This is a genomic window from Pseudomonas sp. HMSC063H08 (assembly GCF_001813645.1).
In the GTDB taxonomy this organism is placed as follows: domain Bacteria; phylum Pseudomonadota; class Gammaproteobacteria; order Pseudomonadales; family Pseudomonadaceae; genus Pseudomonas; species Pseudomonas aeruginosa.
This window is the reverse complement of the sequence record NZ_KV813469.1, coordinates 146,956-172,900: the sequence shown is the minus strand read 5'-3', so window position 1 is coordinate 172,900 and position 25,945 is coordinate 146,956. Positions and strand designations below refer to the sequence as shown.

Below are 25,945 nucleotides of genomic sequence, written 5' to 3'. Positions count from 1 at the left end.
GTCAGCCTCCGTAGCTGATGACCAGGCCGTGGGTCAGCCGCGCCCAGCCGTCGAGGAGGACGAACAGGAGCAGCTTGAACGGCAGGGAAATGGTCATCGGCGACACCATCATCATGCCCATCGCCAGGAGGATGTTGGAGATGATCAGGTCGATGGCGATGAAGGGCAGGTAGATCAGGAAGCCGATCTCGAAGGCTCGGGTCAGTTCGCTGACGGTGAAGGCCGGCAGCAGGATCAGCAGGCTGTCCGGGTCGAGCCGCTCGGCGTATTCGCTGGGCCAGACCTGGCGGGTGCTTTCCATGAAGAAGGTGTGTTCGCGCTCCTGGATCTGCCGCTTGAGGAAGTTCCGGTAGGGCGCCATGCCCTCGTCGAGAAAGCGTTCCACCGATGCCGAGTCGCTCAGGCTGACGTCGTGGTTGCGCAGGTAGTCGCGGGTGGCGAAGCCGACCGGTGCCATCACGTACAGGCTGAGGATGATCGCCAGCCCGTACATCGCCATGTTCGGCGGAATCTGCTGGACGCCCAGGGCGTTGCGCAGCAGCGAGAAGACCACGGTCATCTTGATGAAGGAGGTCGCCATCACCGCGATGAACGGGACCAGCGCGAGCAGGGCCAGGCCGAGGATCAGGCCGAGCTCGTCGGGCAACTGGATCATGCTTCGTCGTGTCCGAACAGACGGGTTACGCGCACCCCGAGCCGGTCCTGGAGCCTGACCAGTTCGCCGATACCGAGGCAGCGCTGGTTGGCGAGGATGCGCACTTCGCCGTCCAGGGCACAGTCGAGATCGAGCAGCGAGCCTGGCTGCAGGGTCGAGAGGGTATGCAGGTCCAGGGTGCGGCGGCCGACCTCGAAGCTGACCGGGATCGGCAGTTGGTCGAGTTCGTGCAGGTCCTCGCTGTCGGCGAGGGAGGGGGTGTCGTGCATGTCGAGCAGTTCCAGTTGCGTGGAGTGGAGTTGGCAGCGCGCCCAGGGGCGTCCTTCGAGAACCCCCAGCAGCGCTGCGTCGGGGCGATGGCCGGCAGGCAGCAGCAACAGGTCGCCGGGCTCCAGGGTGCGCAGCTCGCCGGCGTCCAGCGGCAGGCCGGGCCATTGCAGCGACAGGCGCAGCGGTATGGCCAGGCGTTGCGCCGAGGGGCGCGGCGGCAGGCGTGCCAGCAGCGTCGCCGGATCGCCGTCGAGCCAGAGCGCCAGGCGCTGGTCGTCGCGTTCCAGGCTCAGGCGCAGGCCCATCGCAGCGCGTGGTTGCGCCGGGCTCAGGCCGTACCAGACCAGGCCGGGAAAGACGTTGCCTTCGCGCTCCAGCAAGGCCAGTTGCAGGGCCGCCGGCAGGCTGGCGAAGGCTGCCTCCTGCAGGTTCGGCGCGAGCCAGCGGGCCAGCGCCGGGGCCTGGCAGAGAAAGCGCAGGGGCAGGCCGTCCCACGCCAGGCTCAGTTCGAGATCGACGTCGGGGGCGGCCTGGGCGATGTCCAGGCGCGCTTGCAAAGCGTTGCCGACATAGTGGCGACGGCAACGTGCGAGACGTCGCTGGAGATCCAGTTCGGCGCGGCTGGCGAGCGGCAGGTCGAGGTCCGCCCCGTTCATTCGGCTTGCCACTCTTCATGCAGGTAGCGACGTTGCCGCGAGCGCTGACCGCTGTCCTGCTGCTGATTGAAGGTGAGTTGCACCGGTTGTTCCGGATGCAGCCGTTGCAGGCGTTCGAGCAACTCGCCACGGGCTTGCTGGAGCAACGCCAGGCTGCCGGGGCTGGCACTGATCTCGATCTGCAACTGGCCATGGCCATGCAGGACCTGCACCTCCACGGCGCCGAGCTGGGGCAGTTGCACCTGCAGGCGCGCCGCATGGCTTTCGGCTGCGCTGGCGACCTGGATGCGCCCCTGCACGGCATCGAGCAGGCGCGCGAGATCGGCCAGCGGCAGTGGCCGGCTCCCGCTCGATGCCAGCAGGCGTGCCAGCAGGCGGTCGCCGGGGGTTTGCATGGCAGGCAGTGGCACAGGCGCTTGGTCGTCGGGGGGCAGTGCGGATGGATCGGTTTCTCCGGGTTGCCGACGCTCCTCTCCGCGGCCTTCGCCGCCCCCTGTCGGCGCGGGCGGCGAAGCCTGGGCACTGGCCTGCGCCGTGGGCGCGACCTCGGCTGCGGCTTTCGCCGGGAAGCCGGGGCCGGGCTGCGGCCGCTCATGCGTCCGACCTGCGATTTGCGGGTGGGAGGACACCGGCACCAGCGGCGGTTCGTCGACCGGAGGCGCCGAAACGCTGGCCGGCTCCTGGGCTTGCGTGGACGCCGCGACGCGCGCGGAGACCGCCGGCGCTTGCCGTGCTACCGATCCGGACGGCGACACTGTTGGCGTTGGCGTTGGCGTTGGCGTTGGCGTTGCGTCCGCGGCAACTGGCACGGGGGCTTGCCGAGTGGTCGGCGGCCGGTCGGCGGCAGGCGCCGCGGGCTGGTCGGCGAGAGGCGTCGAGGTCGGCGCGTCGGCTGTCGCGGCAGGCTCTTCGGCCTCTGTCGTTTCGTCGCCCTTGTCGAACGGTGGCCTGGGCGCCGGCGGTCGGTGCGCGGGCAGGGCCTGTTCGAAGGCGATCTGCTGCGCGCGCAGCGGCGGAAGGGGGGCAGGGGTGTCGGACGACACGAGCGGAGCCGTATCCACGGCGTTCAGCTTGAGCATGGCCAGGTCTCGTGGCGGGTGAATTCTTCCAGTTCGCCTTCCTCGCTGCGTTCGCGCAGCCCCTGGCGCTCGGCGTCGACGTGGCGCTCCAGTTCGGCGAACTTCTCCAGTTGCCGCTGGCGTTCCAGCAGTTCTCGCCGGCACTGCCGCAGGCGCTCGCGCTCCCCTTCGAGGCGCTGCGCGGTCTCGGCGCAGTCCTGTTCCAGGCCGGCTTCCTTTTCCCGCAGCAGCCCTACCTGCTGCTGCCAGGCTTCCAGGCGTCGGCGGTCGAGCATGGCCGCCTGGCAGGCGAGAAACAGCCGTTGCTCTTCGGCCAGTCGCCAGTCGCGGTAGTCCCGTTGCGCCGCCTGGCGCTCGGTGTGTTCCTGCGCCGCGGCGCGAACCCGTAGCAATTGGCGGCCCTGGGCGCGCTCGGCCCGGTCCAGGCGCAGGCGTCGGACGCGCAACAGCAGCGCCAGGCTCATGCGCAGAGGCTCCGCAACTGCGCACAGGCCTGTGCGTAATCGCTGGTTTCGTGGGTACCCTGGCGCAGCCACTGGCGGATCGCCCCGATCTTCTCGATGGCCTGGTCGGCTTCGCTGTCCTGGCCTTTCTGGTATTCGCCGATCTTCAGCAGCAACTCGACTTCCTCGTACTTCGCCAGCCATTCGCGCAAGCGTCCGGCCGCATGGCGCTGATCGTCGTCGACGATCTGGTTCATGACCCGGCTCACCGAGTGCAGCACGTCGATGGCCGGATAGTGGTTGGCGGCGGCCAGCTTGCGCGACAGCACGATGTGCCCGTCGAGAATCGAGCGGGTCTCGTCGGCCACCGGCTCGCTCATGTCGTCGCCTTCCACCAGCACGGTGTAGAGCGCGGTGATCGAGCCCTGCTCGGATTGCCCGGCACGCTCCATCAAGCGTGGCAGCGCGGCGAACACCGATGGCGGATAGCCGCGGCGGGTGGGCGGTTCACCGGCCGCCAGGCCGATTTCGCGCTGGGCCCTGGCGAAGCGGGTCAGCGAGTCCATCAGCAGCAGGACGCGGCGACCCTGGTCGCGGAAATACTCGGCGATGCTGGTGGCGACGAAACCGGCCTTGGCGCGCTCCATCGCCGGTCGGTCGGAAGTGGCGACCACCAGCACCGAGCGGCGCAGCCCCTGTTCGCCGAGGTCGCTTTCGATGAACTCGCGGACTTCGCGACCGCGCTCGCCGACCAGGGCGAGTACCGTCACATCCACCTCGGCATTGCGCACCAGGCTGGCCAGCAGGGTGCTCTTGCCGCCGCCGGCGGCAGCGAAAATGCCCATGCGCTGGCCTTCGCCGCAGGTCAGCAGGCCGTCGATGGCGCGCACACCCAGCGATAGCGGCCGCTCTATCAGGCGCCGGCTCATCGGCGGCGGGGCATCCCGGTAGACCGGATACCAGGCCGCCGGCTCGGCCGGCGGGCTGCCGTCGAAGGGGCGGCCGAGGCCGTCGAGCACCTGCCCGAGCAGGTGCTCGCCAACCGCCACGCGATGCATGCCGCCGGTAGGGCTGACCTCGGTGTTGGAGGAAACCCCGAGCATCTCGCCGAGCGGGGTGAGCAGCGCCTGGTGCTGCTGGAAGCCGATGACTTCGGCGAGCAGCGCCAGGCTCTGGTCGGGATTGCGCAACTGGCAGAGTTCGCCGATGCGCACGCCGGGCACCACGGCCTTGAGCAGGGTTCCGGTGACCTGGGTGACCCGCCCGCGGATCTGGATCGGCCGGCAGCCTTCGATGGCGTGGCGCATCCGGACGATGAGAGGAGAGAGAGGCGCGGGCATGGCGGATCGGTTCGGCTGGAGTCGGCGCGCACTATAGAGAAAGCCTCGCGCGACGAATTTCAGTGCCAGCCGGGAGTTTTTAGAAATCGGTTGCCGCCGCGGCTAAAAAAAACCGGCCGATATTGGCATCGGCGGCACCGGGCCGGTTCCTATACTGCGCCGCCTTTGCAGACCAGGAACCACAGCCACGATGGACATCCTCCAGAGTTCCTCCGCCGCGCCCCTCGCGCCGCGGGAAGCGGCCAACGCCCCCGCGCAGCAGGCTGGCGGCAGCTTTCAGGGCGAGCGCGTCCACTACGTTTCCGTTTCGCAGTCGCTGGCTGATGCCGCGGAAGAGCTGACCTTCGCCTTTTCCGAGCGCGCCGAGAAATCCCTGGCCAAGCGCCGCCTGAGCGACGCCCATGCGCGCCTGAGCGAAGTCCAGGCCATGCTGCAGGAGTACTGGAAGCGCATTCCGGACCTGGAAAGCCAGCAGAAGCTCGAGGCGCTGATCGCCCACCTGGGCAGCGGCCAACTGAGCAGCCTGGCGCAGCTCAGTGCTTACCTGGAGGGCTTCTCCAGCGAGATCAGCCAGCGCTTCCTGGCGCTGTCGCGGGCGCGCGACGTCCTGGCCGGGCGGCCGGAGGCGCGGGCGATGCTGGCGCTGGTCGACCAGGCGTTGCTGCGGATGGCCGACGAGCAGGGCCTGGAGATCGAACTCGGCCTGCGCATCGAGCCGCTGGCCGCCGAGGCTTCCGCCGCCGGTGTCGGCGATATCCAGGCGCTGCGCGATACCTACCGTGACGCGGTACTCGACTACCGGGGCCTGTCGGCGGCCTGGCAGGACATCCAGGCGCGCTTCGCCGCGACGCCGCTGGAGCGGGTCGTGGCCTTCCTGCAGAAAGCCCTGAGCGCCGACCTGGACAGTCAGTCGAGCCGGCTCGATCCGGTGAAGCTGGAGCGGGTCATGAGCGACATGCACAAGCTGCGTGTGCTCGGCGGCCTGGCGGAGCAGGTGGGGGCGCTCTGGCAGGTGCTGGTGACAGGGGAGCGGGGCCATGGCATACGGGCCTTCTGAATTGACCGGCGCAGTCATCGCCTTGCTCGAGAAGCGCTGGGTCGGCGTCGCCGAGGTGCAGGCGTTGCTCGAGCCGTTGCCGCTGGCCGACGTCGCCCGGCAGATCCATTTCTTCCGCGAACTGAAGCGTCTCTACCGTCTGTTGCCGGTCGAAGTGTTCGGCGACGACGAGCAGCGCCAGAATCTTTTGAATGCCTGCCAGATGGCGCTCGACCTGGCGATCGAGCGCGAAGAAGAGGAGCAGCAGCATGGACTGGGTTGAGCTGGCCGTCGCGCAGTTCTGCCAGGACCTGCGGGTGAGCGTACCGGCGCCGCTGGCGCGCGTGGTGCAACTGGATTTCGAGGACAGCGGCACCTTGCAGCTGGAACGCCATGGCGAACAGTTGTCGCTCTGGATGGCCTGTGACCTGGCTTGGCACCAGGCCTATCGCGGAACGCTGCGGGCGTTGCGCCTGTGCCATGCGCGCGCGGCCGGGAGCCTGCCGCTGCGTTGCGCCTGGAGCGGCGAATCGCGCCTGCTGCTGTGCATCACCCTGGAAGCCCGGCAGGTCGGCATCCCGACGCTGCACCAGGCCTTGCAGGCGCTGCGCTCGGCGCGCAGCGAAGTGCTCGCCGCATGAGCCGGGTCGGTGCCTGGCACATCGGCATCGAACGGCTCGACCTGGCGCATGCCGAGCCGTTCGCGCCGCCCCTGCCGGAGCGCCACCTGCTGGCGCCCGACGGCCGGCCGGTGGAGACCCACGTCGCCAGCCTGTATCCCGCGCAGCAGGCGCAACAGCGCCTGTTCGACTACGCCCGGCCCCAGCTGGAGTTCCACGGCCTGCTGCGCCCCGGCGACTTCCGCCGGGCGCTGCGCGATCTCCGCCTGGCCCTCACGCTGCCCCGCCAGCCCGCCCTGCAGGCCGCGGCCTGCCTGCTCGGCGAGCGCGACGAAGACGAGCGACTGCTGCAAATGGCCCTGAACCTGTTGCACAAGGTATGAATCGATGACGTTGAAACCGACGCAACAGCGCCTGTTGCTGATGCTGGGCTGGCTGCACCTGCAATGCGGCCAGCCGCGACGCGCCCAGGTGTTGCTGGAGGCCTTGCTGAGCGTTGCGCCGGAGCGCCGCGACGGGCGCCGCGCCTTGCTCCTGGCGTTGCTCCAGCAAGGCCTCGGCGAGCCCGCCGTGCGCCTGTGCCGGCAGTTGCAGGAGGATGGCGAGGAGGAGCCCGGTCTGTGGCGTTGCCTGAGCCGTGCCGAACAGCTCGCCGGGCGTCTCGACGCGGCGCGTGCCGCGCACGCCCGGGCGCTGGAGCTGGAGGCGCGGGAATGAACGACCTGAGCGGGCTTCTCGGCCGGGTCGGCGAGCGCAAGGACATCCTGCTGGTGGTGTTGCTGCTGGCGGTGGTGTTCATGATGGTGCTGCCGTTGCCACCGCTGCTGCTGGACATCCTCATCGCCGTCAACATCACCATCTCCGTGGTCCTGTTGATGATGTCGGTGTACATCGGCTCGCCGTTGCAGTTCTCGGTGTTCCCGGCAGTGCTGCTGATCACCACGCTGTTCCGCCTGGCGCTGTCGGTGAGCACCACGCGGATGATCCTGCTGCAGGCCGACGCGGGGCAGATCGTCAACACCTTCGGCAGCTTCGTGGTCGGCGGCAACCTGGTGGTGGGCATCATCATCTTCCTGATCATCACCATCGTGCAGTTCCTGGTGATCACCAAGGGTGCCGAGCGGGTCGCCGAGGTCAGCGCGCGCTTTTCCCTGGATGCCATGCCGGGCAAGCAGATGAGCATCGACGGCGACATGCGTGCTGGCGTGATCGATGTCAACGAGGCGCGGGCGCGGCGCGCGGTGATCGAAAAGGAAAGCCAGATGTTCGGCTCCATGGACGGCGCGATGAAATTCGTCAAGGGCGACGCCATCGCCGGGCTGATCATTATCGTCGTCAACATTCTCGGCGGCATCGCCATCGGCGTCACGCAGAAGGGCCTGAGCACCGCCGACGCGCTGCAACTGTACGCGGTGCTGACCGTCGGCGATGGCATGGTCTCGCAGGTGCCGGCGTTGCTGATCGCCATCACCGCCGGGATCATCGTCACCCGGGTGTCTTCCGACGAATCGGCGGACCTCGGCAGCGACATCGGCGAACAGGTGGTGGCGCAGCCCAAGGCGCTGCTGATCGGCGGCCTGTTGCTGGTACTGTTCGGCCTGATTCCCGGTTTCCCGACCCTGACCTTCCTGGCTCTCGCGCTGCTGGTCGGCGGCGGCGGCTATTTCATGCTCTGGCGCCAGCGGCTCCAGGCCAGCGCCGGTTCCCGCGACCTGCCGGCGCTGCTCGCGCAGGGCGCCGGAGCGCCATCGGCCAAGGCGCGCGGCAAGGCTGGCGGCGGCAAGCCGAAGGCCGGGCGTCTCGCCGAGCAGGAAGAATTCGCCCTCACCGTGCCGTTGCTGATCGACGTCGATGCCAGCCTCCAGGAACGTCTCGAAGCGATGTCGCTGAACGAGGAGCTGGTGCGGGTACGACGCGCGCTGTACCTGGATTTCGGCGTGCCGTTCCCGGGTATCCACTTGCGCTTCAACGAAGCGATGGGCGATGGCGAATACCTGGTGCAGCTACAGGAGGTCCCGGTCGCGCGCGGATGCCTGCGGCCGGGCTGGTTGCTGGTGCGCGAACGCGCCGCGCAGCTGGAATTGCTCGCGGTCCCCCACGAGCCGGCGGAGCTGCAGGTGCCGGGAGAGGAAGCGAGCTGGGTGGAGCAGGCGCATCAGGATCGCCTGGAGCGTTCCGGCTGTGCCTGCCTGGGCCTGGAGCAGGTGCTCACCTGGCACCTGTCCCATGTGCTGCGGGAGTACGCCGAGGATTTCATCGGCATCCAGGAGACGCGCTACCTGCTGGAGCAGATGGAGCAGGGTTACGGCGAGCTGGTGAAGGAGGCGCAGCGGATCGTTCCCCTGCAGCGGATGACCGAGATTCTCCAGCGCCTGGTCGGCGAGGACATCTCGATCCGCAACATGCGGGCGATCCTCGAGGCGATGGTGGAGTGGGGGCAGAAGGAGAAGGACGTGGTGCAGCTCACCGAGTACATCCGCAGCAGCCTCAAGCGCTACATCTGCTACAAGTACTCCAGCGGCAACAACATCCTTCCCGCCTATCTGCTGGACCAGGCGGTGGAGGAGCAGATCCGCGGTGGCATCCGCCAGACCAGCGCCGGCAGCTACCTGGCCCTCGACCCGGCGATAACCCAGGCCTTCCTCGAGCGCGTGCGGCAGACCGTCGGCGATCTCGCGCAGATGCAGAACCGGCCGGTGCTGATCGTTTCCATGGATATCCGCCGCTACGTGCGCAAGCTGGTGGAGAGCGACTATGCCGGGCTGCCGGTGCTGTCCTACCAGGAGCTGACCCAGCAGATCAACATCCAGCCGCTTGGCAGGATCGTGTTGTGAGCGCCGATCCGCTGATTCCCTGGTTTCTCGCCCGCGGCCTGGCGGTGCGTCCGCACTGCCTGCGCGACACCTCGATCGCGCTCGGCTGGCAGGTCCTGGCCCATGGCTGCGAACTGGCCTGGCGCTGCGACGGCGAGCGGGTCTGGATCGTGATGTTGCGTCGGCGGCAGGCGCGCAGCGGATTGGCCAATCCATTCGCCGCGCTGTACCTGCTGGCGGAGGCCACGCTCGATACGCTGGGGCCGCGTCAGCGTCTCTACGGCAAGGTCCTGGCGCTGGCCGGCAGCCCGCTGCCTGGCGAGCGCATGGAGCGCTTCTATCGCCGCTGGACCGGCGCCGCCGAGCCCGCCGACGGCTGGTTCGAGCTGGAGGCCGGGCGGGTGGTGACGCAGCGAAGCCTGCGAAAACGACAAAAACCCGACCGTGCCTGACAGGCTCCGGCGACGTCGACCCCTACCATGGGCGACATGAACGAATACACCGAAGACACCCTGCGGGCGACCGTCCAGGCCGCCGAACTGGCGATTCGCGACAGCGAGGAACGCGGCCGCCTGCTGGCGGAAATGTGGCAAGGCCTGGGGCTTGCCGCGGACGCCGGCCAGCTGCTGTTCCAGGCGCCGGAGCGAGAGCTGGCGCGAGCCGCCGAAGAGGAGCTGCTGGCCGAACTGCGGCGCATGCGCAGTTCCCAGCCGACGCAGGGCGAGCAGGGTACCCGGCCGCGGCGTCCGACGCCGATGCGTGGCTTGTTGATCTGAGGAATCACGATGGAAGTCAGAAACTTTAATGCCGGTCGCGAGCTGTTCCTGGACGAACTCCTGGCCGCGCCGGCGGCGCCTGCCAGTGCCGAGCAGGAGGAACTGCTGGCCTTGTTGCGCAGCGAGCGGATCGTGCTGGCCCACGCCGGCCAGCCGCTGAGCGAGGCGCAAGTGCTCAAGGCGCTCGCCTGGTTGCTCGCGGCCAATCCGTCCGCGCCTCCGGGGCAGGGCCTCGAGGTACTCCGCGAAGTCCTGCAGGCACGTCGGCAGCCCGGTGCGCAGTGGGATTTGCGCGAGTTCCTGGTGTCGGCCTATTTCAGCCTGCACGGCCGTCTCGACGAGGATGTCATCGGTGTCTACAAGGATGTCCTGCAGACCCAGGACGGCAAGCGCAAGGCGCTGCTCGACGAGCTCAAGGCGCTGACCGCGGAGTTGAAGGTCTACAGCGTGATCCAGTCGCAGATCAACGCCGCGCTGTCGGCCAAGCAGGGCATCAGGATCGACGCTGGCGGTATCGATCTGGTCGACCCCACGCTCTATGGCTATGCCGTCGGCGATCCCAGGTGGAAGGACAGCCCCGAGTATGCGTTGCTGAGCAATCTGGATACCTTCAGCGGCAAGCTGTCGATCAAGGATTTTCTCAGCGGCTCGCCGAAGCAGAGCGGGGAACTCAAGGGCCTCAAGGATGAGTACCCCTTCGAGAAGGACAACAACCCGGTCGGCAATTTCGCCACCACGGTGAGCGACCGCTCGCGTCCGCTGAACGACAAGGTCAACGAGAAGACCACCCTGCTCAACGACACCAGCTCCCGCTACAACTCGGCGGTCGAGGCGCTCAACCGCTTCATCCAGAAATACGACAGCGTCCTGCGCGACATTCTCAGCGCGATCTAGAGGTATCCATGAACCAGCAAGCGACCCCTTCCGACACCGACCAGCAACAGGCGCTGGAGGCCTTCCTGCGCGACGGCGGCACCCTGGCGATGCTTCGCGGACTCAGCGAGGACACCCTGGAGCAGCTCTATGCGCTGGGCTTCAACCAGTACCAGGCGGGCAAGTGGGACGACGCGCAGAAGATCTTCCAGGCACTGTGCATGCTCGACCACTACGACGCCCGCTACTTTCTCGGCCTGGGCGCCTGCCGCCAGTCCCTCGGTCTCTATGAACAGGCCCTGCAGAGCTACAGCTACGGCGCGTTGATGGACATCAACGAGCCGCGCTTTCCCTTCCATGCCGCCGAGTGCCACCTGCAACTGGGTGATCTCGACGGAGCCGAGAGTGGCTTCTACTCGGCCCGGGCCCTGGCCGCGGCACAGCCGGCGCACGAGGCCCTGGCCGCGCGTGCCGGCGCCATGTTGGAAGCCGTAACCGCGAGAAAGGATCGAACATATGAATCCGATAACGCTTGAACGCGCCGGACTGCCCTACGGGGTGGCCGACGCCGGGGATATCCCGGCGCTCGGCAGGCCGGTCGCGAGGGATGTCGAGAGTCTGCGGGTGGAGCGCCTGGCGGCGCCGGCCGCGGCTTCCGCGAGCGGCACGGGGGTGGCGCTGACGCCGCCGTCCGCAGCCAGCCAGCAGCGCCTGGAGGTCGCCAATCGTGCGGAGATCGCCAGCCTGGTGCAAGCAGTGGGCGAGGATGCCGGACTGGCGCGGCAGGTTGTGCTGGCCGGCGCTTCGACGCTGTTGTCCGCCGGCCTGATGTCGCCGCAGGCGTTCGAGATCGAGCTGGCGAAAATCACCGGCGAAGTCGAGAACCAGCAGAAGAAACTCAAGCTGACCGAAATCGAGCAGGCGCGAAAGCAGAACCTGCAGAAGATGGAAGACAACCAGCAGAAGATCAGGGAATCGGAAGAAGCCGCGAAAGAAGCCCAGAAGTCCGGTCTGGCAGCCAAAATCTTTGGTTGGATCAGTGCAATAGCTTCGATCATCGTCGGCGCAATCATGGTGGCAACCGGCGTCGGCGCGGCCGCGGGTGCACTGATGATCGCGGGCGGTGTCATGGGAGTGGTCTCCCAGTCGGTACAGCAGGCAGCCGCGGACGGATTGATCAGCAAGGAAGTGATGGAAAAGCTCGGCCCGGCACTGATGGGTATCGAGATCGCCGTCGCGCTGCTGGCGGCGGTGGTCAGCTTCGGCGGCTCAGCGGTCGGCGGGCTGGCCAAGCTGGGCGCGAAGATCGGCGGCAAGGCGGCCGAGATGACCGCCAGCCTGGCGAGCAAGGTCGCCGACCTGGGCGGCAAGTTCGGCAGTTTGGCCGGCCAATCGCTGTCGCACTCGCTGAAACTCGGCGTGCAGGTTTCCGACCTGACCCTGGACGTCGCCAACGGCGCGGCCCAGGCCACTCATTCGGGATTCCAGGCGAAGGCCGCGAACCGCCAGGCCGACGTGCAGGAATCGCGTGCCGACCTGACCACCCTGCAGGGCGTGATCGAGCGCCTGAAGGAAGAGCTGAGCCGCATGCTGGAAGCATTCCAGGAAATCATGGAGCGGATCTTCGCCATGCTCCAGGCCAAGGGTGAAACCCTGCACAACCTGTCCAGCCGACCGGCAGCGATCTGAGGAGACGTCACATGATCGATACGCAATATTCCCTGGCGGCTACCCAGGCCGCGATCCCCTCCGAGCCGATCGCTCCCGGCGCCGCCGGGCGTTCCGTCGGCACGCCGCAAGCGGCTGCGGAGCTGCCGCAGGTGCCGGCCGCGCGGGCCGACCGGGTCGAACTGAACGCTCCGCGCCAGGTGCTCGACCCGGTGCGCATGGAAGCGGCCGGCAGCGAGCTGGACAGCAGCGTCGAGCTTCTGCTGATTCTCTTCCGCATCGCGCAGAAGGCGCGCGAGCTGGGCGTGCTCCAGCGCGACAACGAGAACCAGGCGATCATCCACGCGCAGAAGGCGCAGGTGGACGAGATGCGCAGCGGCGCCACGCTGATGATCGCCATGGCGGTGATCGCCGGCGTCGGCGCGTTGGCCTCGGCAGTGGTCGGCAGTCTCGGCGCGTTGAAGAACGGCAAGGCCATCAGCCAGGAGAAGACCCTGCAGAAGAACATCGATGGGCGCAACGAACTGATCGACGCGAAGATGCAGGCGCTGGGCAAGACCTCCGATGAGGATCGCAAGATCGTCGGCAAGGTCTGGGCGGCGGACCAGGCGCAGGACAGTGTGGCGTTGCGCGCGGCGGGCCGTGCCTTCGAGAGCCGCAACGGCGCCCTGCAGGTGGCCAACACGGTGATCCAGTCCTTCGTCCAGATGGCCAACGCCTCGGTCCAGGTGCGCCAGGGCGAGTCGCAGGCGAGCGCCCGGGAAGAGGAGGTCAACGCCACCATCGGGCAGAGCCAGAAGCAGAAGGTCGAGGACCAGATGAGCTTCGATGCCGGCTTCATGAAGGACGTCCTGCAGCTCATCCAGCAGTACACCCAGAGCCATAACCAGGCCTGGCGTGCGGCGGCCGGAGTGGTCTGAGCCGTCTCCGCGCGGGAGGAAAAAGGCCACAGCGATGTGGCTTTTTTCTTAAAAGAAAAGTCTCTCAGTGACAAAAGCGATGCATAGCCCGGTGCTAGCATGCGCTGAGCTTTAGGAGGCGCCCCCATGGATTTAACGAGCAAGGTCAACCGACTGCTTGCCGAGTTCGCAGGCCGTATCGGTTTGCCTTCCCTGTCCCTCGACGAAGAGGGCATGGCGAGCCTGCTGTTCGACGAACAGGTGGGCGTCACCCTGTTGCTGCTCGCCGAGCGCGAGCGTCTGTTGCTGGAGGCCGATGTGGCGGGCATCGATGTGCTGGGCGAGGGGATCTTTCGCCAGCTCGCCAGCTTCAACCGCCATTGGCACCGTTTCGATCTGCATTTCGGCTTCGACGAGCTGACCGGCAAGGTCCAGTTGTATGCGCAGATTCTCGCAGCGCAACTGACCCTCGAATGCTTCGAGGCGACCCTGGCCAACCTGCTCGACCACGCCGAGTTCTGGCAACGCCTGCTGCCGTGCGGCAGCGATCGCGAGGCGGTCGCTGCGGTCGGCATGAGGGTTTGAGCGGTTCCATGAAAATCGAATCGATTCCGCCGGTGCAGCCGTCCCAAGACGCAGGAGCCGAGGCGGTGGGGCATTTCGAGGGGCGTTCGGTGACCCGCGCGGCCGTTCGCGGCGACGACCGTTCCAGCGTGGCCGGGCTGGCGCGCTGGCTGGCGCGCAACGTGGCTGGCGATCCGCGCAGCGAGCAGGCCTTGCAGCGCCTCGCCGACGGCGACGGCACGCCGCTGGAGGCGCGCACGGTCCGGCGCAGGTGAGGTGCTGGATGCTGTTGCCGCTGGCGTTGCTGCTCGGCGGTTGCGTCAGCCAGCCCGCGCCGATGTCGCCGAAGGTGACGGTGGGCGGTTCGGTGGGCGGCGTTTCCCTGCAGGCGCGCCAGGCGCAACTCAGGCTGCGCCTGTATGCCGTCGTTCAGGGAGGGATGCAAACGATTGCCGAGCGGCGCTACCGGGTGTCCGGGTTGCCGTTGCGCTATGCGTTCGATCTGGAGGTCGACAGGTTGGAGGGCGAGGCATTGTACCTACGCACCGAGCTTTCCTGGGTGGGCGTCGCGGCGGTCCAGGCGAGCGCCTGGCAGCGGGTGGCGGCGGGCGTCGATGAGCGGGTCCGGCTGGTTCGGCGCGACTGTTTTCCGAATTGTACGACCGCTCGCCCGGAAGAAAGATCTGGCAACGATTGATACATTGCCTGCTGTTTCGGAAAGTGCGTATGGAGATTAAAGAAGTGCAAGTCTCGTTCGTTGTCAGGGAAGGCCTCGAATAATAAAACTGGTACTTTTGTTCCGCTTCTAAAGAAGGCTGGATTAATTGGCGGAAGCCGACTCGCTCTGCGAATCAGCGCACGTCGGATAATCCTGATTATTATAAAATCGACTCCGTGCTCATGGCTTTGAAAATCAATAAAACGGAGCGTATTCATGCCTCTCCGCTAGGCGGGGCATTCAAGGTACGACGGGAAGTGTTGGGGTTCTTATAATATGCAAGGAGCCAAATCTCTTGGCCGAAAGCAGATAACGTCTTGTCATTGGAACATTCCAACTTTCGAATACAGGGTAAACAAGGAAGAGGGCGTATATGTTCTGCTCGAGGGCGAACTGACCGTCCAGGACATCGATTCCACTTTTTGCCTGGCGCCTGGCGAGTTGCTTTTCGTCCGCCGCGGAAGCTATGTCGTAAGTACCAAGGGAAAGGACAGCCGAATACTCTGGATTCCATTATCTGCCCAGTTTCTACAAGGCTTCGTCCAGCGCTTCGGCGCGCTGTTGAGTGAAGTCGAGCGTTGCGACGAGCCCGTGCCGGGCATCATCGCGTTCGCTGCCACGCCTCTGCTGGCCGGTTGCGTCAAGGGGTTGAAGGAATTGCTTGTGCATGAGCATCCGCCGATGCTCGCCTGCCTGAAGATCGAGGAGTTGCTGATGCTCTTCGCGTTCAGTCCGCAGGGGCCGCTGCTGATGTCGGTCCTGCGGCAACTGAGCAACCGGCATGTCGAGCGTCTGCAGCTATTCATGGAGAAGCACTACCTCAACGAGTGGAAGCTGTCCGACTTCTCCCGCGAGTTCGGCATGGGGCTGACCACCTTCAAGGAGCTGTTCGGCAGTGTCTACGGGGTTTCGCCGCGCGCCTGGATCAGCGAGCGGAGAATCCTCTATGCCCATCAGTTGCTGCTCAACAGCGACATGAGCATCGTCGACATCGCCATGGAGGCGGGCTTTTCCAGCCAGTCCTATTTCACCCAGAGCTATCGCCGCCGTTTCGGCTGCACACCGAGCCGCTCGCGGCAGGGGAAGGACGAATGCCGGGCTAAAAATAACTGACGTTTTTTGAAAGCCCGGTAGCGGCTGCATGAGTAGAATCGGCCCAAATTGCAGGCTCTGACGAGCGCGCAATGTAGTGAGGAAGCCAAGGCAGAGAATGGAGCAGGAAGACGATAAGCAGTACTCCCGAGAAGCGGTGTTCGCCGGCAGGCGGGTATCCGTGGTGGGCTCGGACGCCCGCTCGCGGGGTCGGGTGCCGGGTTACGCATCGAGCAGTTTGTATCGTGAGTCCGGAATCATCAGTGCGCGGCAACTGGCGTTGCTGCAGCGGATGCTGCCGCGCCTGCGGCTGGAGCAACTGTTCCGCTGCGAATGGTTGCAGCAGCGCCTGGCGCGCGGCCTGGCACTGGGGCGCGAAGAGGTGCGGCAGATTCTCCTCTGCGCGGCGCAGGACGACGACGGCTGGTGCGCCGAACTGGGCGACCGGGTCAACCTCGCCGTGCCGCAGTCGATGATCGATTGGGTCCTGCTGCCGGTCTATGGCTGGTGGGAAAGCCTGCTCGACCAGGCGATCCCCGGCTGGCGCCTGTCGCTGGTGGAGCTGGAGACCCAGTCCCGGCAACTGCGAATCAAGTCCGAATTCTGGTCCCGCGTGGCCGAGCTGGAGCCGGAGCAGGCCCGCGAGGAACTGGCCAGGGTCGCCAAGTGCCAGGCGCGCACCCAGGAACAGGTGGCCGAACTGGCCGGCAAGCTGGAGACGGCTTCGGCATTGGCGAAGAGCGCATGGCCGAACTGGCAGCGGGGCATGGCGACGCTGCTCGCCAGCGGCGGGCTGGCCGGCTTCGAGCCGATCCCCGAGGTCCTCGAATGCCTCTGGCAACCTCTCTGCCGGCTGGACGACGACGTCGGCGCGGCGGACGCCGTCCAGGCCTGGCTGCACGAACGCAACCTGTGCCAGGCACAGGATCACTTCTACTGGCAGAGCTGAGCGGCCGGCGAAAGCCGGCCCTACCGAGGAATCATGGATCATCTGTTGAGCGGATTGGCCACTCGCCTGGGCCAAGGGCCCTTTGTTGCCGATCGGACGGGTTCGTACCACCTGCGCATCGACGGGCAGAGCGTCCTGTTGCTGCGCCAGGGCGACGACCTGCTGCTGGAAAGCCCGCTGGAGCACGCCCCCCTGGACCCGCAGCGCGACCAGCAGGGGTTGCTGCGGGCGCTGTTGTCGCGGGTCGCCAGTTGGAGCCGGCGCTATCCCCAGGCCATCGTCCTGGATGCGGACGGGCGCCTGCTGTTGCAGGCGCGGCTGGGCCTCGACGGCCTCGATCCCGAGCGACTCGAACGGGCCCTGGCCGCCCAGGTGGGGCTGCTCGAGGCGCTGGCGCCGGAGCTGGAGCCGCTGCCCCGCGGGTTGCCGCCGCAGGTTCCGGTGTGGCGTCCCTGATGCGCCGCCTGCTGATCGGCGGACTGCTGGCGCTGCTGCCTGGCGCGGTCTTGCGCGCGCAGCCGCTGGACTGGCCCAGCCTGCCTTACGACTATGTGGCGCAGGGCGAAAGCCTGCGCGACGTGCTGGCCAACTTCGGCGCCAACTACGATGCCTCGGTGATCGTCAGCGACAAGGTCAACGACCAGGTCAGCGGTCGCTTCGATCTGGAAAGCCCGCAGGCCTTCCTGCAGTTGATGGCCTCCCTCTACAACCTCGGCTGGTACTACGACGGCACCGTGCTGTACGTATTCAAGACCACCGAGATGCAATCGCGGCTGGTGAGGCTGGAGCAGGTCGGCGAGGCCGAGCTGAAGCGCGCGCTGACCGCCGCCGGCATCTGGGAACCGCGCTTCGGCTGGCGTGCCGACCCTTCCGGGCGGCTGGTGCACGTGTCCGGTCCGGGGCGCTATCTCGAACTGGTCGAGCAGACCGCCCAGGTGCTGGAGCAGCAATACACCCTGCGCAGCGAAAAGACCGGCGACCTCAGCGTGGAGATCTTCCCGCTGCGCTATGCGGTCGCCGAGGACCGCAAGATCGAGTACCGCGACGACGAGATCGAGGCGCCGGGCATCGCCAGCATCCTCTCGCGGGTGCTCAGCGATGCCAACGTGGTTGCGGTGGGGGACGAGCCGGGCAAGCTGCGCCCGGGACCGCAATCGAGCCATGCGGTGGTCCAGGCGGAACCGTCGCTGAACGCGGTGGTGGTGCGCGACCACAAGGACCGGTTGCCCATGTATCGCCGCCTGATCGAAGCCCTCGACCGGCCCTCGGCGCGGATCGAGGTCGGCTTGTCGATCATCGACATCAATGCCGAGAACCTCGCCCAGCTGGGCGTCGACTGGAGCGCCGGGATTCGCCTGGGCAACAACAAGTCGATCCAGATCCGCACCACCGGCCAGGATAGCGAGGAGGGCGGCGGCGCCGGTAACGGGGCGGTCGGCAGCCTGGTGGACAGTCGCGGGCTGGATTTCCTGCTGGCCAAGGTCACCCTGTTGCAGAGCCAGGGGCAGGCGCAGATCGGATCCCGGCCGACCCTGCTGACCCAGGAGAATACCCAGGCGGTGCTCGACCAGAGCGAAACCTACTATGTGCGGGTCACGGGCGAGCGGGTGGCCGAGCTGAAGGCGATCACCTACGGCACCATGCTGAAAATGACGCCGCGAGTGGTGACTCTCGGCGATACGCCGGAGATCAGCCTCAGCCTGCACATCGAGGACGGCAGCCAGAAACCCAACAGCGCCGGCCTGGACAAGATCCCCACGATCAACCGCACGGTGATCGATACCATCGCCCGCGTGGGCCATGGCCAGAGCCTGCTGATCGGCGGCATCTACCGCGACGAACTGAGCCAGAGCCAGCGCAAGGTACCCTGGCTCGGCGACATTCCCTATCTCGGCGCGCTGTTCCGCACTACCGCGGACACCGTGCGCCGCTCGGTGCGGCTGTTCCTCATCGAGCCGCGGCTGATCGACGATGGCGTCGGCCATTACCTGGCGCTGAACAACCGTCGCGACCTGCGCGGCGGCCTGCTTGAAATCGACGAGTTGTCGAACCAGAGCCTGTCGTTGCGCAAGCTGCTCGGTAGCGCCCGCTGCCAGGCGCTGGCGCCGGCCAGGGCCGAACAGGAGCGCTTGCGCCAGGCCGGCCAGGGATCGTTCCTCACGCCCTGCCGGATGGGTGCGCAGGAGGGCTGGCGGGTGACCGACGGCGCCTGTCCCAAGGACGGCGCCTGGTGCGTCGGCGCGGAGCGCGGGAATTAGCATGGCCTGGAAGATCCGCTTCTACAGCGGGCTGAACCAGGGCGCCGAAGTCTCGCTCGGAGAGGGCCGGGTGGCGCTTGGCAGCGATCCGTTGCAGGCCGACCTGGTGTTGCTCGACGAGGGCATCGCGGCAGTCCACCTGGTGCTCGAGGTCGATGCCCAGGGCGTGCGCCTGCTGGAGTGGGCGGAGGGCTGCGAGCCTCGCCAGGACGGCCAGGCGCAAGTCGCCGGAGCGATCCTGCAGGCGCTTGCCGGGCAGACCTGCGGCCCGCTGCGCTGGGCATTCTGCGACCCGCAGCGGAGTTTTCCCGAGCGTTTCCCCGAAGTCGAGGCGCAGACCGCGCCAGTGCGCCGCAAGCCGTCCGCCCGTGCCGGCGGGGCCTGGCTGCTCGGCATCAGCCTGGCGCTGGCCCTGTGCCTGCTGGGCATGCTCGTCGAACCCTGGTCGGCCCGCCAGCACGGCATGGCCGGCGAGGAGCCCCTGGCGAGGGTGCGCGCCTACCTGCGCGAGCAGGGCATGAGCGAGGTGGATGTGCAGCGCCAGGGCGACAGTCTCCTGCTCGGCGGCTACCTGGAGGACAACGCCCGGCGCCTGGCGCTGCAGCGCTACCTCGATGGCAGCGGCGTGGACTACCGACTGGAAGCACGGAGCATGGAAGACATTCGCCAGGGCGTGGATTTCATCCTGCAGAAATTCGGCTATCGGCAGATCCTCAGCAGCAACGCGGACAAGCCTGGCTGGGTCCGGCTCAACGGCGAACTGGCGGAACAGGACGAACGCTGGGCGCGGATCGACGCATTGCTGGAGTCCGAGGTGCCGGGCCTGCTCGGGGTGGAAAACCAGGTCCGGGTGGCCGGCTCGCACCTGCGCCGCCTCGAGCGCCTGCTGGCGGACGCCGGCCTCGACCGGCAACTGAGTTTCCGCGAGCGCGGCGAGCGCATCGAGTTGAGCGGCACGCTCGACGAGGTCCAGCTCAGCGCCTTCTACCGCCTGCAGCGCGAGTTCCAGCAGGAGTTCGGCAACCGCCCGAGCCTGGAGCTGCTCAGTCGCGGCAAGCGCGCCAGCGGCGACGAACTGGAGTTCACGGTGCGCTCGGTGTCGCTGGGGCGGGTGCCCTATGTAGTGCTCGGCGACGGGCAGAAATACCCGGTGGGCGCCTCGACATCCCGCGGTGTGCGAATCCTCGCCATCGAGCCGGAGTCGATCCTGGTGGCCCGCGGCAAGCAGCGTTTCATCATCAATCTCAAAGGGGAGGTGCTCCATGATGACAGCCTTGGAAACGCGACTGTCGGTCGCTGACGGCACGCATGCCGCAGCGCTCCGGCAGCGTCTGCAGGCGGCGCTGGCGGAGTGTCGCCGGGAACTGGCCAGAGGCGCCGGCCCGGAGCGCTTTCAATTCCTGCAACAGCAGGCCCGGGCCCTCGAGGGCGGTCTCGGCATTCTTTCGCAGCTCACAGAGGACTAAGCATGGCGCAGATATTCAACCCCAACCCGGGGAATACCCTCGATACCGTGGCCAATGCCCTGAAGGAGCAGGCCAACGCAGCGAACAAGGACGTCAACGACGCGATCAAGGCCTTGCAGGGGACCGACAATGCCGACAACCCGGCGCTGCTGGCCGAGCTGCAACACAAGATCAACAAGTGGTCGGTCATCTACAACATCAACTCGACGGTGACCCGTGCGCTGCGCGACCTGATGCAAGGCATCCTGCAGAAGATCTGAACATGGACACTTCACTGATACGCGAATTGGCGGAACTGGCGCTGGCCGGCAGCGGGCAGCACTGCCACGAAGAGGCGCTGTGCATCGCCGAGTGGCTGGAGCGCCTCGGACAGGACGAAGCGGCACGGCTGATCCGGATTTCCAGCCTGGCCAACCAGGGGCGCTATCAGGAGGCCCTGGCCTTCGCCCATGGCAATCCCTGGCCGGCGCTGGAGCCCTGGTTCGCCTTGTGCGAGTGGCACCTGGGGCTGGGCGCCGCGCTGGACCGCAGGCTGGCCGGGCTGGGCGGCAGCAGCGATCCTGCCCTGGCCGACTTCGCCGCCGGCATGCGCGCCCAGGTGCGGACATGAGCCGCATCGACACGCCACCGGGATTCGCCGTCTATCCGTCGGCCAGTCCAAAGGCGGCGAACCTGCCGGCTGTCGATCAGGTGCTGGCTTTCGAGCAGGCCCTCGGCGGCGAGCCGCCGGCGGCCGGACGCCGCCTGGCCGGGTTGGAGAACGGCGCTCTCGGCGAGCGCCTGCTGCAGCGCTTTGCCCAGCCGCTACAAGGGTTGGAGGCGGACCGCCTGGAGCTGAAGGCGATGCTCCGTGCGGAACTGCCGCTGGGGCGCCAGCAGCAAACCTTTCTCCTCCAGTTGCTCGGTGCAGTCGAGCATGCGCCGGGCGGCGAATACCTGGCGCAACTGGCGCGTCGCGAATTGCAGGTGCTGATCCCGCTCAACGGCATGCTCGACAACCTCGTGCGCAACAGCCACAAACTCGACCTGGAGTCATGATGGATATCTCTCGGATGGGCGCCCAGGCGCAGATCACCAGTCTCGAAGAACTCTCCGGCGGCCCGGCCGGCGCGGCCCACGTCGCCGAGTTCGAACGGGCGATGGGCGGTGCCGGCAGCCTGGGCGGCGACCTGCTCAGCGAACTGGGGCAGATCAAGGAGCGTTTCAGCCAGGCCAAGCAGGAGTTGCAGGTGGAGCTGTCGACGCCCGGCGACGATCCCAACAGCCTGATGCAGATGCAGTGGTCGCTGATGCGCATCACCATGCAGGAAGAGCTGATCGCCAAGACCGTCGGGCGCATGAGCCAGAACGTCGAAACCCTGATGAAGACCCAATGAGGCGAACGGTGAAAGGTCTGTCGCGCATGGCGCTCCTGGCGCTGGTCCTGGCGTTGGGCGGGTGCAAGGTCGAACTCTATACCGGGATCAGCCAGAAGGAAGGCAACGAGATGCTGGCGCTGTTGCGTTCGGAGGGCGTTTCCGCGGACAAGCAGGCGGACAAGGATGGCACCGTGCGCCTGCTGGTGGAGGAATCGGATATCGCCGAGGCGGTGGAGGTGCTCAAGCGCAAGGGCTATCCGCGGGAGAACTTCTCCACGCTGAAGGATGTGTTTCCCAAGGACGGGCTGATTTCCTCGCCCATCGAAGAGCGCGCGCGGCTCAACTACGCCAAGGCCCAGGAGATTTCCCATACCCTTTCCGAGATCGATGGCGTGCTGGTGGCGCGGGTCCATGTGGTGCTGCCCGAGGAGCGCGACGGACTGGGCAGGAAGTCCTCGCCGGCATCGGCCTCGGTGTTCATCAAGCACGCCGCCGATGTGCAACTGGATGCCTACGTGCCGCAGATCAAGCAACTGGTGAACAACGGCATCGAAGGCCTCAGCTACGACCGCATCAGCGTGGTGCTGGTGCCGTCGGCCGGGGTCCGCCAGGTCCCGCTGGCGCCACGCTTCGAGAGTGTCTTCTCGATCCAGGTGGCGGAGCACTCGCGCGGACGCCTGCTCGGTCTGTTCGGCCTGCTGCTGGCGTTGCTGCTGGCGAGCAACCTGGCGCAGTTCTTCTGGCACCGGCAACGGGGCTGAGCGGCGCGATGCCATTGACGGCCTACCAGTTGCGCTTCTGCCCGGCCCGCTACATCCACGAGTCGCACCTGCCCGCGGTATTGCTGCGGTTGCTGCCGGCGCTGCCGGACTGGCGGCGACAGAGCGTTCTCAACGCCTGGCTGCTGGAGCAACTGGAATTGGACTGCGCGTTCCGCATGCCCGCGCAACTGGGCGGGCTGGCCCTTTACCCGCAGGCGGCGCTGGAACGGACCCTGGGCTGGCTCGGCGCGCTGCTGCACGGCCAGGCCTTGCGGCAGGTGCTGGACGGTGCGCGGGTACGGCGCATCCGCGCGCAGATCGGCGAACAGGGCCAGCGTTTCTGCCTGGAGCAGCTCGACCTGCTCATCGGTCGCTGGCCGCCCGGCTGGCAGCGGGCCTTGCCGGAAAACCCGGAAGACGGCTATTTCCGGCGCTGCGGCCTGGCTTTCTGGCTGGCCGCCTGTAGCGATGCCGACTGCGGTTTCTCGCGGCGCCTGCGCCTGCGCCTGGAGGCCATGCCGGCCCCGGCGGACTGGACCTTCGACGAACAACGGCGATCCCTGGCGCGGACCCTGTGCCTGAAGGTCGCCCGACAAGCGAGCGATGAATGCTTCCATTTGTTGAACTAGACGCCAGTCGCGTACGGCTGGCCCCCGGGCAGGCCCTGTTGCGCGCCCGCGACTACCAGGACTACCTCAGCGCCAACCGCCTGGTGGAAGCGGCACGCGAGCGTGCCGCCGAAATCGAGCGCGAGGCCCACGAGGTTTACCAGGAGCAGAAGCGCCTGGGCTGGGAGGCCGGACTGGAGGAGGCGCGTCTGCGCCAGGCCGGGCTGATCCAGGAAACGCTACTGCGCTGCAATCGCTACTACCGGCAGGTCGATCGCCAGCTTGGCGAAGTGGTGCTGCAGGCGGTGCGCAAGGTGTTGCGCCACTACGACGCTGTCGAGCTGACCCTGGCGGCCACGCGCGAGGCACTGGCATTGGTGAGCAACCAGAAGCAGGTGATCCTGCACGTCCAGCCGGAACAGCTGGTCGCGGTGCGCGAGCAGGTCGCCCGGGTGCTCAAGGATTTCCCCGAGGTGGGCTACCTGGAAGTGGTCGGCGATGCCCGGCTGGACCAGGGCGGTTGCATCCTGGAAACCGAGATCGGGATCATCGACGCATCGCTCGACAGCCAGTTGGCGGCGTTGCAGGCCGCATTGACGGAGGGCGTGGCGCGGAGCGGCGAGGAGGAAGGGGACGCCGGTTGAGGGAGCCAGGCGCCGCCCCCGGCCCGGGCGTTGGCTCCGGGCCGAGGGCTGAGGCGCTGCCGTTCGCCCGCGGCAGCGACGCTGGCGGTGCGGTCGGCGCCTTCAGAGCAGGGTGAAGCTGCGGCTTTCGGTTTGCGCCGAGTCCAGGCCGACGAAGACCTTGAACTCGCCTGGCTCGGCCGTGTGCCTGAGCTGGCTGTCGTAGAACTTCAGGTCCGCCTCGCCGAGGCGGAAGACGATCTCCCGCGATTCGCCGGGCTCCAGCATCACCTTGCGGAACCCGCGCAGTTCCTTCACTGGACGGCTGAGGCTGGCGACCGGGTCCTGCAGGTAAAGCTGGACCACCGTGGCGCCGGCGCGCTTGCCGCTGTTGCTGAGCGTGACCCGCGCTTCCAGGGTGTCGCCATGGGCCAGCCGTTCGCTGGACAGGCGCAGGGGCGAGAGACTGAACTCGGTGTAGCTGAGGCCGTAGCCGAACGGGTAGAGCGGGCCGTTGGCTTCGTCGAAATAGCGCGAGGTGTATTTGCCGGGGTTGTCGTGGTCCATCGGCCGGCCGGTGTTCAGGTGGTTGTAGTAGACCGGTACCTGGCCCACCGAGCGCGGGAAGGACATGGTCAGCTTGCCACTGGGGTTGTGCTCGCCGAACAGCACGTCGGCGATGGCATTGCCGCCTTCGGTGCCACTGAACCAGGTTTCCAGGATCGCGTCGGCGTTTTCCTGCTCCCAGCCCAGCGACAGCGGTCGGCCGTTCATCAGCACCAGCACCAGCGGCTTGCCGGTGGCCTTCAGTGCCTTCAGCAGCCGCCGCTGGCTGGCCGGGATGCGCAGGTCGGTGCGACTGGAGGCCTCGTGGGCCATGCCCTGCGATTCGCCGACCACGGCGACCACCAGGTCGGCGTCGCGCGCGGTGCGCAAGGCCTCCTCGAGCATCGCCTCGGCGGAGCGCGGATCGACCTCGACTTCCGGGTTGTAGCTGTTCAGGTAGTCGAGGATCGCCTGGTCGCCACTGACGTTGGCACCCTTGGCGTAGAGCAGGGTGGCACGCTCGCCGACGGCATTGGCCAGGCCCTGGTAGACGGTTACCGCCTGGCGTGGCACGCCGGCTGCCGACCAACTGCCGATGACGTCGCGCTGGCTCTTGGCCAGGGGGCCGATCACGGCGATCCGCCCCTGTTTCTTCAGCGGCAGCAGACCGTCGCGGTTCTTCAGCAGGACCAGTCCTTCGCGAGCCACCTCGCGGGCGGCCTGGCGGTGCAGGCGGCTCTCGGCGTTGGTGTCGAACGGCGGGTCGTCCGGCTTGCCCAGGCGCCGGTAGGGATCGGCGAACAGGCCGAGGTCGTACTTCGCCGCCAGCACGTCGCGGCAGGCGCGATCGATGTCGGCCTGGTCGATCTCGCCGGCCGCCAGTAGCTTCGGCAGCCAGGTCGAGTAGAGATCGTCGTTCATGTTCATGTCGACACCGGCCTGGATCGCCAGGCGCGTGGCGTCCCGCTCGTTGCCGGCGAGGCCGTGCTTGATCAGTTCCTTCACCGCGCCATGGTCGCTGATGGTCAGCCCCTTGAAGCCCCACTGCTGGCGCAGCAGGTCGGTCAGCAGCCAGCGGTTGGCGGTGGCGGGCACGCCGTTGATGGTGTTCAGCGAGACCATCACCGCGCCGGCGCCGGCGTCCACCGCGGCCTTGTAGGGCGGCAGGTAGTCCTGGAACATGCGCGGCAGGCTCATGTCCACGGTGTTGTAGTCGCGGCCGCCTTCGGCCGCGCCGTACAGGGCGAAGTGCTTGACCGCCGCCATGATGCTGTCCGGGGCGGCCAGGTTGGAGCCCTGGTAGGCACGGACCATCACGCCGGACAGCAGCGAGGTCAGGTAGGTATCTTCGCCGAAGCCTTCCGAGACCCGCCCCCAGCGCGCGTCGCGGGTGATGTCGACCATCGGCGAGAAGCTCATGTCGAGCCCGTCGGCGCTGGCTTCGAGGGCGGAGATCCGCGCGCTGCGGGCGACCACCTCGGGGTCCCAGCTGGCGGCGAGGCCGAGGCTGATGGGGAAGATGGTGCGGTGGCCGTGGGCCACATCGTAGGCATGGAACAGCGGGATCTTCAGGCGGCTATGGCGGACCTGATCCTGCATGGCGCGAATGTCCGGGCGGGTCACGGTATTGAAGATGGCGCCGACCTTGCCGGCGCGGATGTCCGCCATCAGCGCCTCCTTGGGATGGTCGGCGCCGACGCTGACCAGGCGTAGCTGGCCGATCTTTTCCGCGTTGCTCATGCGAGCCATCAGGCTGGCGATGAAACGCTCCTTGTCGGTAGCCGGTGGATTGCCGGATTCGCCCTGGCCAGCCGCCAGTGCCGGGCTCCCGCTCAGCCCGATGAGAAGCCCCAGTACACACAGCCTGTTCATGC

The 25,945-nt window shown here is 67.2% G+C and carries 34 protein-coding genes; 28 read left to right on the top strand and 6 right to left on the bottom strand.

All coding sequences use genetic code 11. From position 1 onward, the window contains the following. Position 1 precedes the first annotated feature (1 nt). From pscR to pscN, 5 genes are read right to left on the bottom strand one after another with little or no spacing between them, the layout of a single operon-like run. Entirely contained in the window at positions 2 to 655 is a 654-nt protein-coding gene (pscR, locus tag HMPREF2924_RS18775) for a SctR family type III secretion system export apparatus subunit PscR (RefSeq protein ID WP_003087674.1), read from the bottom strand. Then, entirely contained in the window at positions 652 to 1,581 is a 930-nt protein-coding gene (gene pscQ / locus HMPREF2924_RS18770; RefSeq protein WP_003132883.1) for a SctQ family type III secretion system cytoplasmic ring protein PscQ, read from the bottom strand. The genes pscR and pscQ overlap by 4 nt, the downstream gene beginning before the upstream one ends. Further along, positions 1,578 to 2,660, bottom strand: coding sequence for a type III secretion system needle length determinant PscP (gene pscP / locus HMPREF2924_RS34505; RefSeq protein WP_083325390.1), 1,083 nt, complete (start codon positions 2,658 to 2,660; stop codon positions 1,578 to 1,580). The genes pscQ and pscP overlap by 4 nt, the downstream gene beginning before the upstream one ends. Further along, positions 2,648 to 3,124: a type III secretion system central stalk protein PscO gene (pscO, locus tag HMPREF2924_RS18760; RefSeq protein WP_003109497.1), complete on the bottom strand. Its 477-nt coding sequence runs from the start codon at positions 3,122 to 3,124 to the stop codon at positions 2,648 to 2,650. Before pscO ends, pscP begins: the two co-directional genes overlap by 13 nt. Beyond that, a complete protein-coding gene (pscN, locus tag HMPREF2924_RS18755; protein WP_023094104.1) occupies positions 3,121 to 4,443 on the bottom strand; it encodes a SctN family type III secretion system ATPase PscN in 1,323 nt (440 codons plus the stop codon). Before pscN ends, pscO begins: the two co-directional genes overlap by 4 nt. A gap of 190 nt (positions 4,444 to 4,633) precedes the next feature. Here pscN and popN point away from each other — a divergent pair, with 190 nt between their 5' ends. The 28 genes from popN to pscL all read left to right on the top strand — a co-directional run bounded on the left by popN (position 4,634) and on the right by pscL (position 23,546). Further along, entirely contained in the window at positions 4,634 to 5,500 is an 867-nt protein-coding gene (popN, locus tag HMPREF2924_RS18750) for a SctW family type III secretion system gatekeeper subunit PopN (RefSeq protein ID WP_003087692.1), read from the top strand. Further along, a complete protein-coding gene (pcr1, locus tag HMPREF2924_RS18745; protein ID WP_003132874.1) occupies positions 5,481 to 5,762 on the top strand; it encodes an Acr1 family type III secretion system gatekeeper subunit Pcr1 in 282 nt (93 codons plus the stop codon). Before popN ends, pcr1 begins: the two co-directional genes overlap by 20 nt. Then, entirely contained in the window at positions 5,749 to 6,120 is a 372-nt protein-coding gene (gene sycN, locus HMPREF2924_RS18740) for a type III secretion chaperone SycN (RefSeq protein ID WP_003132872.1), read from the top strand. The genes pcr1 and sycN overlap by 14 nt, the downstream gene beginning before the upstream one ends. Continuing rightward, positions 6,117 to 6,482, top strand: coding sequence for a type III secretion system protein PscX (gene pscX, locus HMPREF2924_RS18735; RefSeq protein WP_003109499.1), 366 nt, complete (start codon positions 6,117 to 6,119; stop codon positions 6,480 to 6,482). The genes sycN and pscX overlap by 4 nt, the downstream gene beginning before the upstream one ends. A gap of 4 nt (positions 6,483 to 6,486) precedes the next feature. Continuing rightward, positions 6,487 to 6,816 (top strand): type III secretion system chaperone PscY, encoded by a 330-nt coding sequence (gene pscY / locus HMPREF2924_RS18730; protein ID WP_003113547.1) that lies wholly within the window; start codon positions 6,487 to 6,489, stop codon positions 6,814 to 6,816. Continuing rightward, on the top strand, positions 6,813 to 8,933 hold the full coding sequence (pcrD, locus tag HMPREF2924_RS18725; protein ID WP_003087696.1) for a SctV family type III secretion system export apparatus subunit PcrD: 2,121 nt from the start codon (positions 6,813 to 6,815) through the stop codon (positions 8,931 to 8,933). The genes pscY and pcrD overlap by 4 nt, the downstream gene beginning before the upstream one ends. After that, entirely contained in the window at positions 8,930 to 9,364 is a 435-nt protein-coding gene (pcrR, locus tag HMPREF2924_RS18720) for an LcrR family type III secretion system chaperone PcrR (RefSeq protein ID WP_003087699.1), read from the top strand. The genes pcrD and pcrR overlap by 4 nt, the downstream gene beginning before the upstream one ends. 27 nt (positions 9,365 to 9,391) lie before the next feature. Then, complete coding sequence (pcrG, locus tag HMPREF2924_RS18715; protein ID WP_003087702.1) at positions 9,392 to 9,688, top strand: LcrG family type III secretion system chaperone PcrG; 297 nt, start codon at positions 9,392 to 9,394, stop codon at positions 9,686 to 9,688. Positions 9,689 to 9,697: 9 nt separating this feature from the next. Beyond that, on the top strand, positions 9,698 to 10,582 hold the full coding sequence (gene pcrV / locus HMPREF2924_RS18710; RefSeq protein ID WP_003132869.1) for a type III secretion system needle tip protein PcrV: 885 nt from the start codon (positions 9,698 to 9,700) through the stop codon (positions 10,580 to 10,582). Positions 10,583 to 10,590: 8 nt separating this feature from the next. Continuing rightward, the gene (pcrH, locus tag HMPREF2924_RS18705; protein WP_003087708.1) at positions 10,591 to 11,097 is read left to right on the top strand and encodes a SycD/LcrH family type III secretion system chaperone PcrH; all 507 of its coding nucleotides are present in this window, start codon (positions 10,591 to 10,593) and stop codon (positions 11,095 to 11,097) included. Further along, positions 11,078 to 12,250 carry a type III secretion system translocon subunit PopB gene (popB, locus tag HMPREF2924_RS18700; RefSeq protein ID WP_003087710.1) on the top strand — a complete coding sequence of 391 codons (1,173 nt, stop codon included), beginning with the start codon at positions 11,078 to 11,080 and terminating at the stop codon, positions 12,248 to 12,250. The genes pcrH and popB overlap by 20 nt, the downstream gene beginning before the upstream one ends. An 11-nt stretch (positions 12,251 to 12,261) precedes the next feature. Further along, the gene (gene popD, locus HMPREF2924_RS18695; RefSeq protein WP_003109504.1) at positions 12,262 to 13,149 is read left to right on the top strand and encodes a type III secretion system translocon subunit PopD; all 888 of its coding nucleotides are present in this window, start codon (positions 12,262 to 12,264) and stop codon (positions 13,147 to 13,149) included. Positions 13,150 to 13,275: 126 nt separating this feature from the next. After that, positions 13,276 to 13,713, top strand: a complete 438-nt coding sequence (exsC, locus tag HMPREF2924_RS18690; protein ID WP_003109505.1) for a type III secretion system regulatory chaperone ExsC — start codon at positions 13,276 to 13,278, stop codon at positions 13,711 to 13,713. An 8-nt stretch (positions 13,714 to 13,721) separates the two neighbouring features. Then, entirely contained in the window at positions 13,722 to 13,967 is a 246-nt protein-coding gene (exsE, locus tag HMPREF2924_RS18685) for a T3SS regulon translocated regulator ExsE (RefSeq protein ID WP_003109506.1), read from the top strand. An 8-nt stretch (positions 13,968 to 13,975) separates the two neighbouring features. Beyond that, positions 13,976 to 14,389, top strand: a complete 414-nt coding sequence (exsB, locus tag HMPREF2924_RS18680; protein WP_003117721.1) for a YscW family type III secretion system pilotin ExsB — start codon at positions 13,976 to 13,978, stop codon at positions 14,387 to 14,389. Between the two features lie 297 nt (positions 14,390 to 14,686). Further along, positions 14,687 to 15,523 carry a T3SS regulon transcriptional activator ExsA gene (gene exsA / locus HMPREF2924_RS18675; protein ID WP_003120334.1) on the top strand — a complete coding sequence of 279 codons (837 nt, stop codon included), beginning with the start codon at positions 14,687 to 14,689 and terminating at the stop codon, positions 15,521 to 15,523. Between the two features lie 97 nt (positions 15,524 to 15,620). Continuing rightward, positions 15,621 to 16,451, top strand: coding sequence for a T3SS regulon anti-activator ExsD (gene exsD / locus HMPREF2924_RS18670; protein WP_003109509.1), 831 nt, complete (start codon positions 15,621 to 15,623; stop codon positions 16,449 to 16,451). A gap of 33 nt (positions 16,452 to 16,484) precedes the next feature. Beyond that, positions 16,485 to 16,907 carry a YscB family type III secretion system chaperone PscB gene (gene pscB / locus HMPREF2924_RS18665; RefSeq protein ID WP_003109510.1) on the top strand — a complete coding sequence of 141 codons (423 nt, stop codon included), beginning with the start codon at positions 16,485 to 16,487 and terminating at the stop codon, positions 16,905 to 16,907. Beyond that, a complete protein-coding gene (gene pscC / locus HMPREF2924_RS18660) occupies positions 16,907 to 18,709 on the top strand; it encodes a SctC family type III secretion system outer membrane ring subunit PscC (RefSeq protein WP_003109511.1) in 1,803 nt (600 codons plus the stop codon). Before pscB ends, pscC begins: the two co-directional genes overlap by 1 nt. Before the next feature lies 1 nt (position 18,710). After that, positions 18,711 to 20,009, top strand: coding sequence for a SctD family type III secretion system inner membrane ring subunit PscD (pscD, locus tag HMPREF2924_RS18655; RefSeq protein ID WP_003132859.1), 1,299 nt, complete (start codon positions 18,711 to 18,713; stop codon positions 20,007 to 20,009). Continuing rightward, entirely contained in the window at positions 19,972 to 20,175 is a 204-nt protein-coding gene (pscE, locus tag HMPREF2924_RS18650; RefSeq protein ID WP_003100751.1) for a YscE family type III secretion system co-chaperone PscE, read from the top strand. The genes pscD and pscE overlap by 38 nt, the downstream gene beginning before the upstream one ends. A 2-nt stretch (positions 20,176 to 20,177) precedes the next feature. Further along, positions 20,178 to 20,435, top strand: coding sequence for a type III secretion system needle filament protein PscF (gene pscF / locus HMPREF2924_RS18645; RefSeq protein ID WP_003087729.1), 258 nt, complete (start codon positions 20,178 to 20,180; stop codon positions 20,433 to 20,435). A 2-nt stretch (positions 20,436 to 20,437) separates the two neighbouring features. Then, on the top strand, positions 20,438 to 20,785 hold the full coding sequence (gene pscG / locus HMPREF2924_RS18640; protein ID WP_003100735.1) for a YscG family type III secretion system chaperone PscG: 348 nt from the start codon (positions 20,438 to 20,440) through the stop codon (positions 20,783 to 20,785). Continuing rightward, a complete protein-coding gene (gene pscH / locus HMPREF2924_RS18635; RefSeq protein WP_003100725.1) occupies positions 20,782 to 21,213 on the top strand; it encodes a YopR family T3SS polymerization control protein PscH in 432 nt (143 codons plus the stop codon). The genes pscG and pscH overlap by 4 nt, the downstream gene beginning before the upstream one ends. Then, positions 21,213 to 21,551, top strand: coding sequence for a SctI family type III secretion system inner rod subunit PscI (pscI, locus tag HMPREF2924_RS18630; protein ID WP_003132858.1), 339 nt, complete (start codon positions 21,213 to 21,215; stop codon positions 21,549 to 21,551). Before pscH ends, pscI begins: the two co-directional genes overlap by 1 nt. Then, entirely contained in the window at positions 21,548 to 22,294 is a 747-nt protein-coding gene (gene pscJ / locus HMPREF2924_RS18625; protein WP_003120329.1) for a SctJ family type III secretion inner membrane ring lipoprotein Psc, read from the top strand. The genes pscI and pscJ overlap by 4 nt, the downstream gene beginning before the upstream one ends. 8 nt (positions 22,295 to 22,302) lie before the next feature. After that, on the top strand, positions 22,303 to 22,923 hold the full coding sequence (gene pscK / locus HMPREF2924_RS18620; protein WP_003087734.1) for a SctK family type III secretion system sorting platform protein PscK: 621 nt from the start codon (positions 22,303 to 22,305) through the stop codon (positions 22,921 to 22,923). After that, the gene (gene pscL, locus HMPREF2924_RS18615) at positions 22,902 to 23,546 is read left to right on the top strand and encodes a SctL family type III secretion system stator protein PscL (protein WP_003087735.1); all 645 of its coding nucleotides are present in this window, start codon (positions 22,902 to 22,904) and stop codon (positions 23,544 to 23,546) included. The genes pscK and pscL overlap by 22 nt, the downstream gene beginning before the upstream one ends. A 102-nt stretch (positions 23,547 to 23,648) precedes the next feature. On the opposite strand, the gene bglX is transcribed toward pscL, so the two are convergent. Beyond that, the gene (gene bglX / locus HMPREF2924_RS18610; protein WP_003132856.1) at positions 23,649 to 25,943 is read right to left on the bottom strand and encodes a beta-glucosidase BglX; all 2,295 of its coding nucleotides are present in this window, start codon (positions 25,941 to 25,943) and stop codon (positions 23,649 to 23,651) included. Between the last annotated feature and the right edge of the window lie 2 nt (positions 25,944 to 25,945).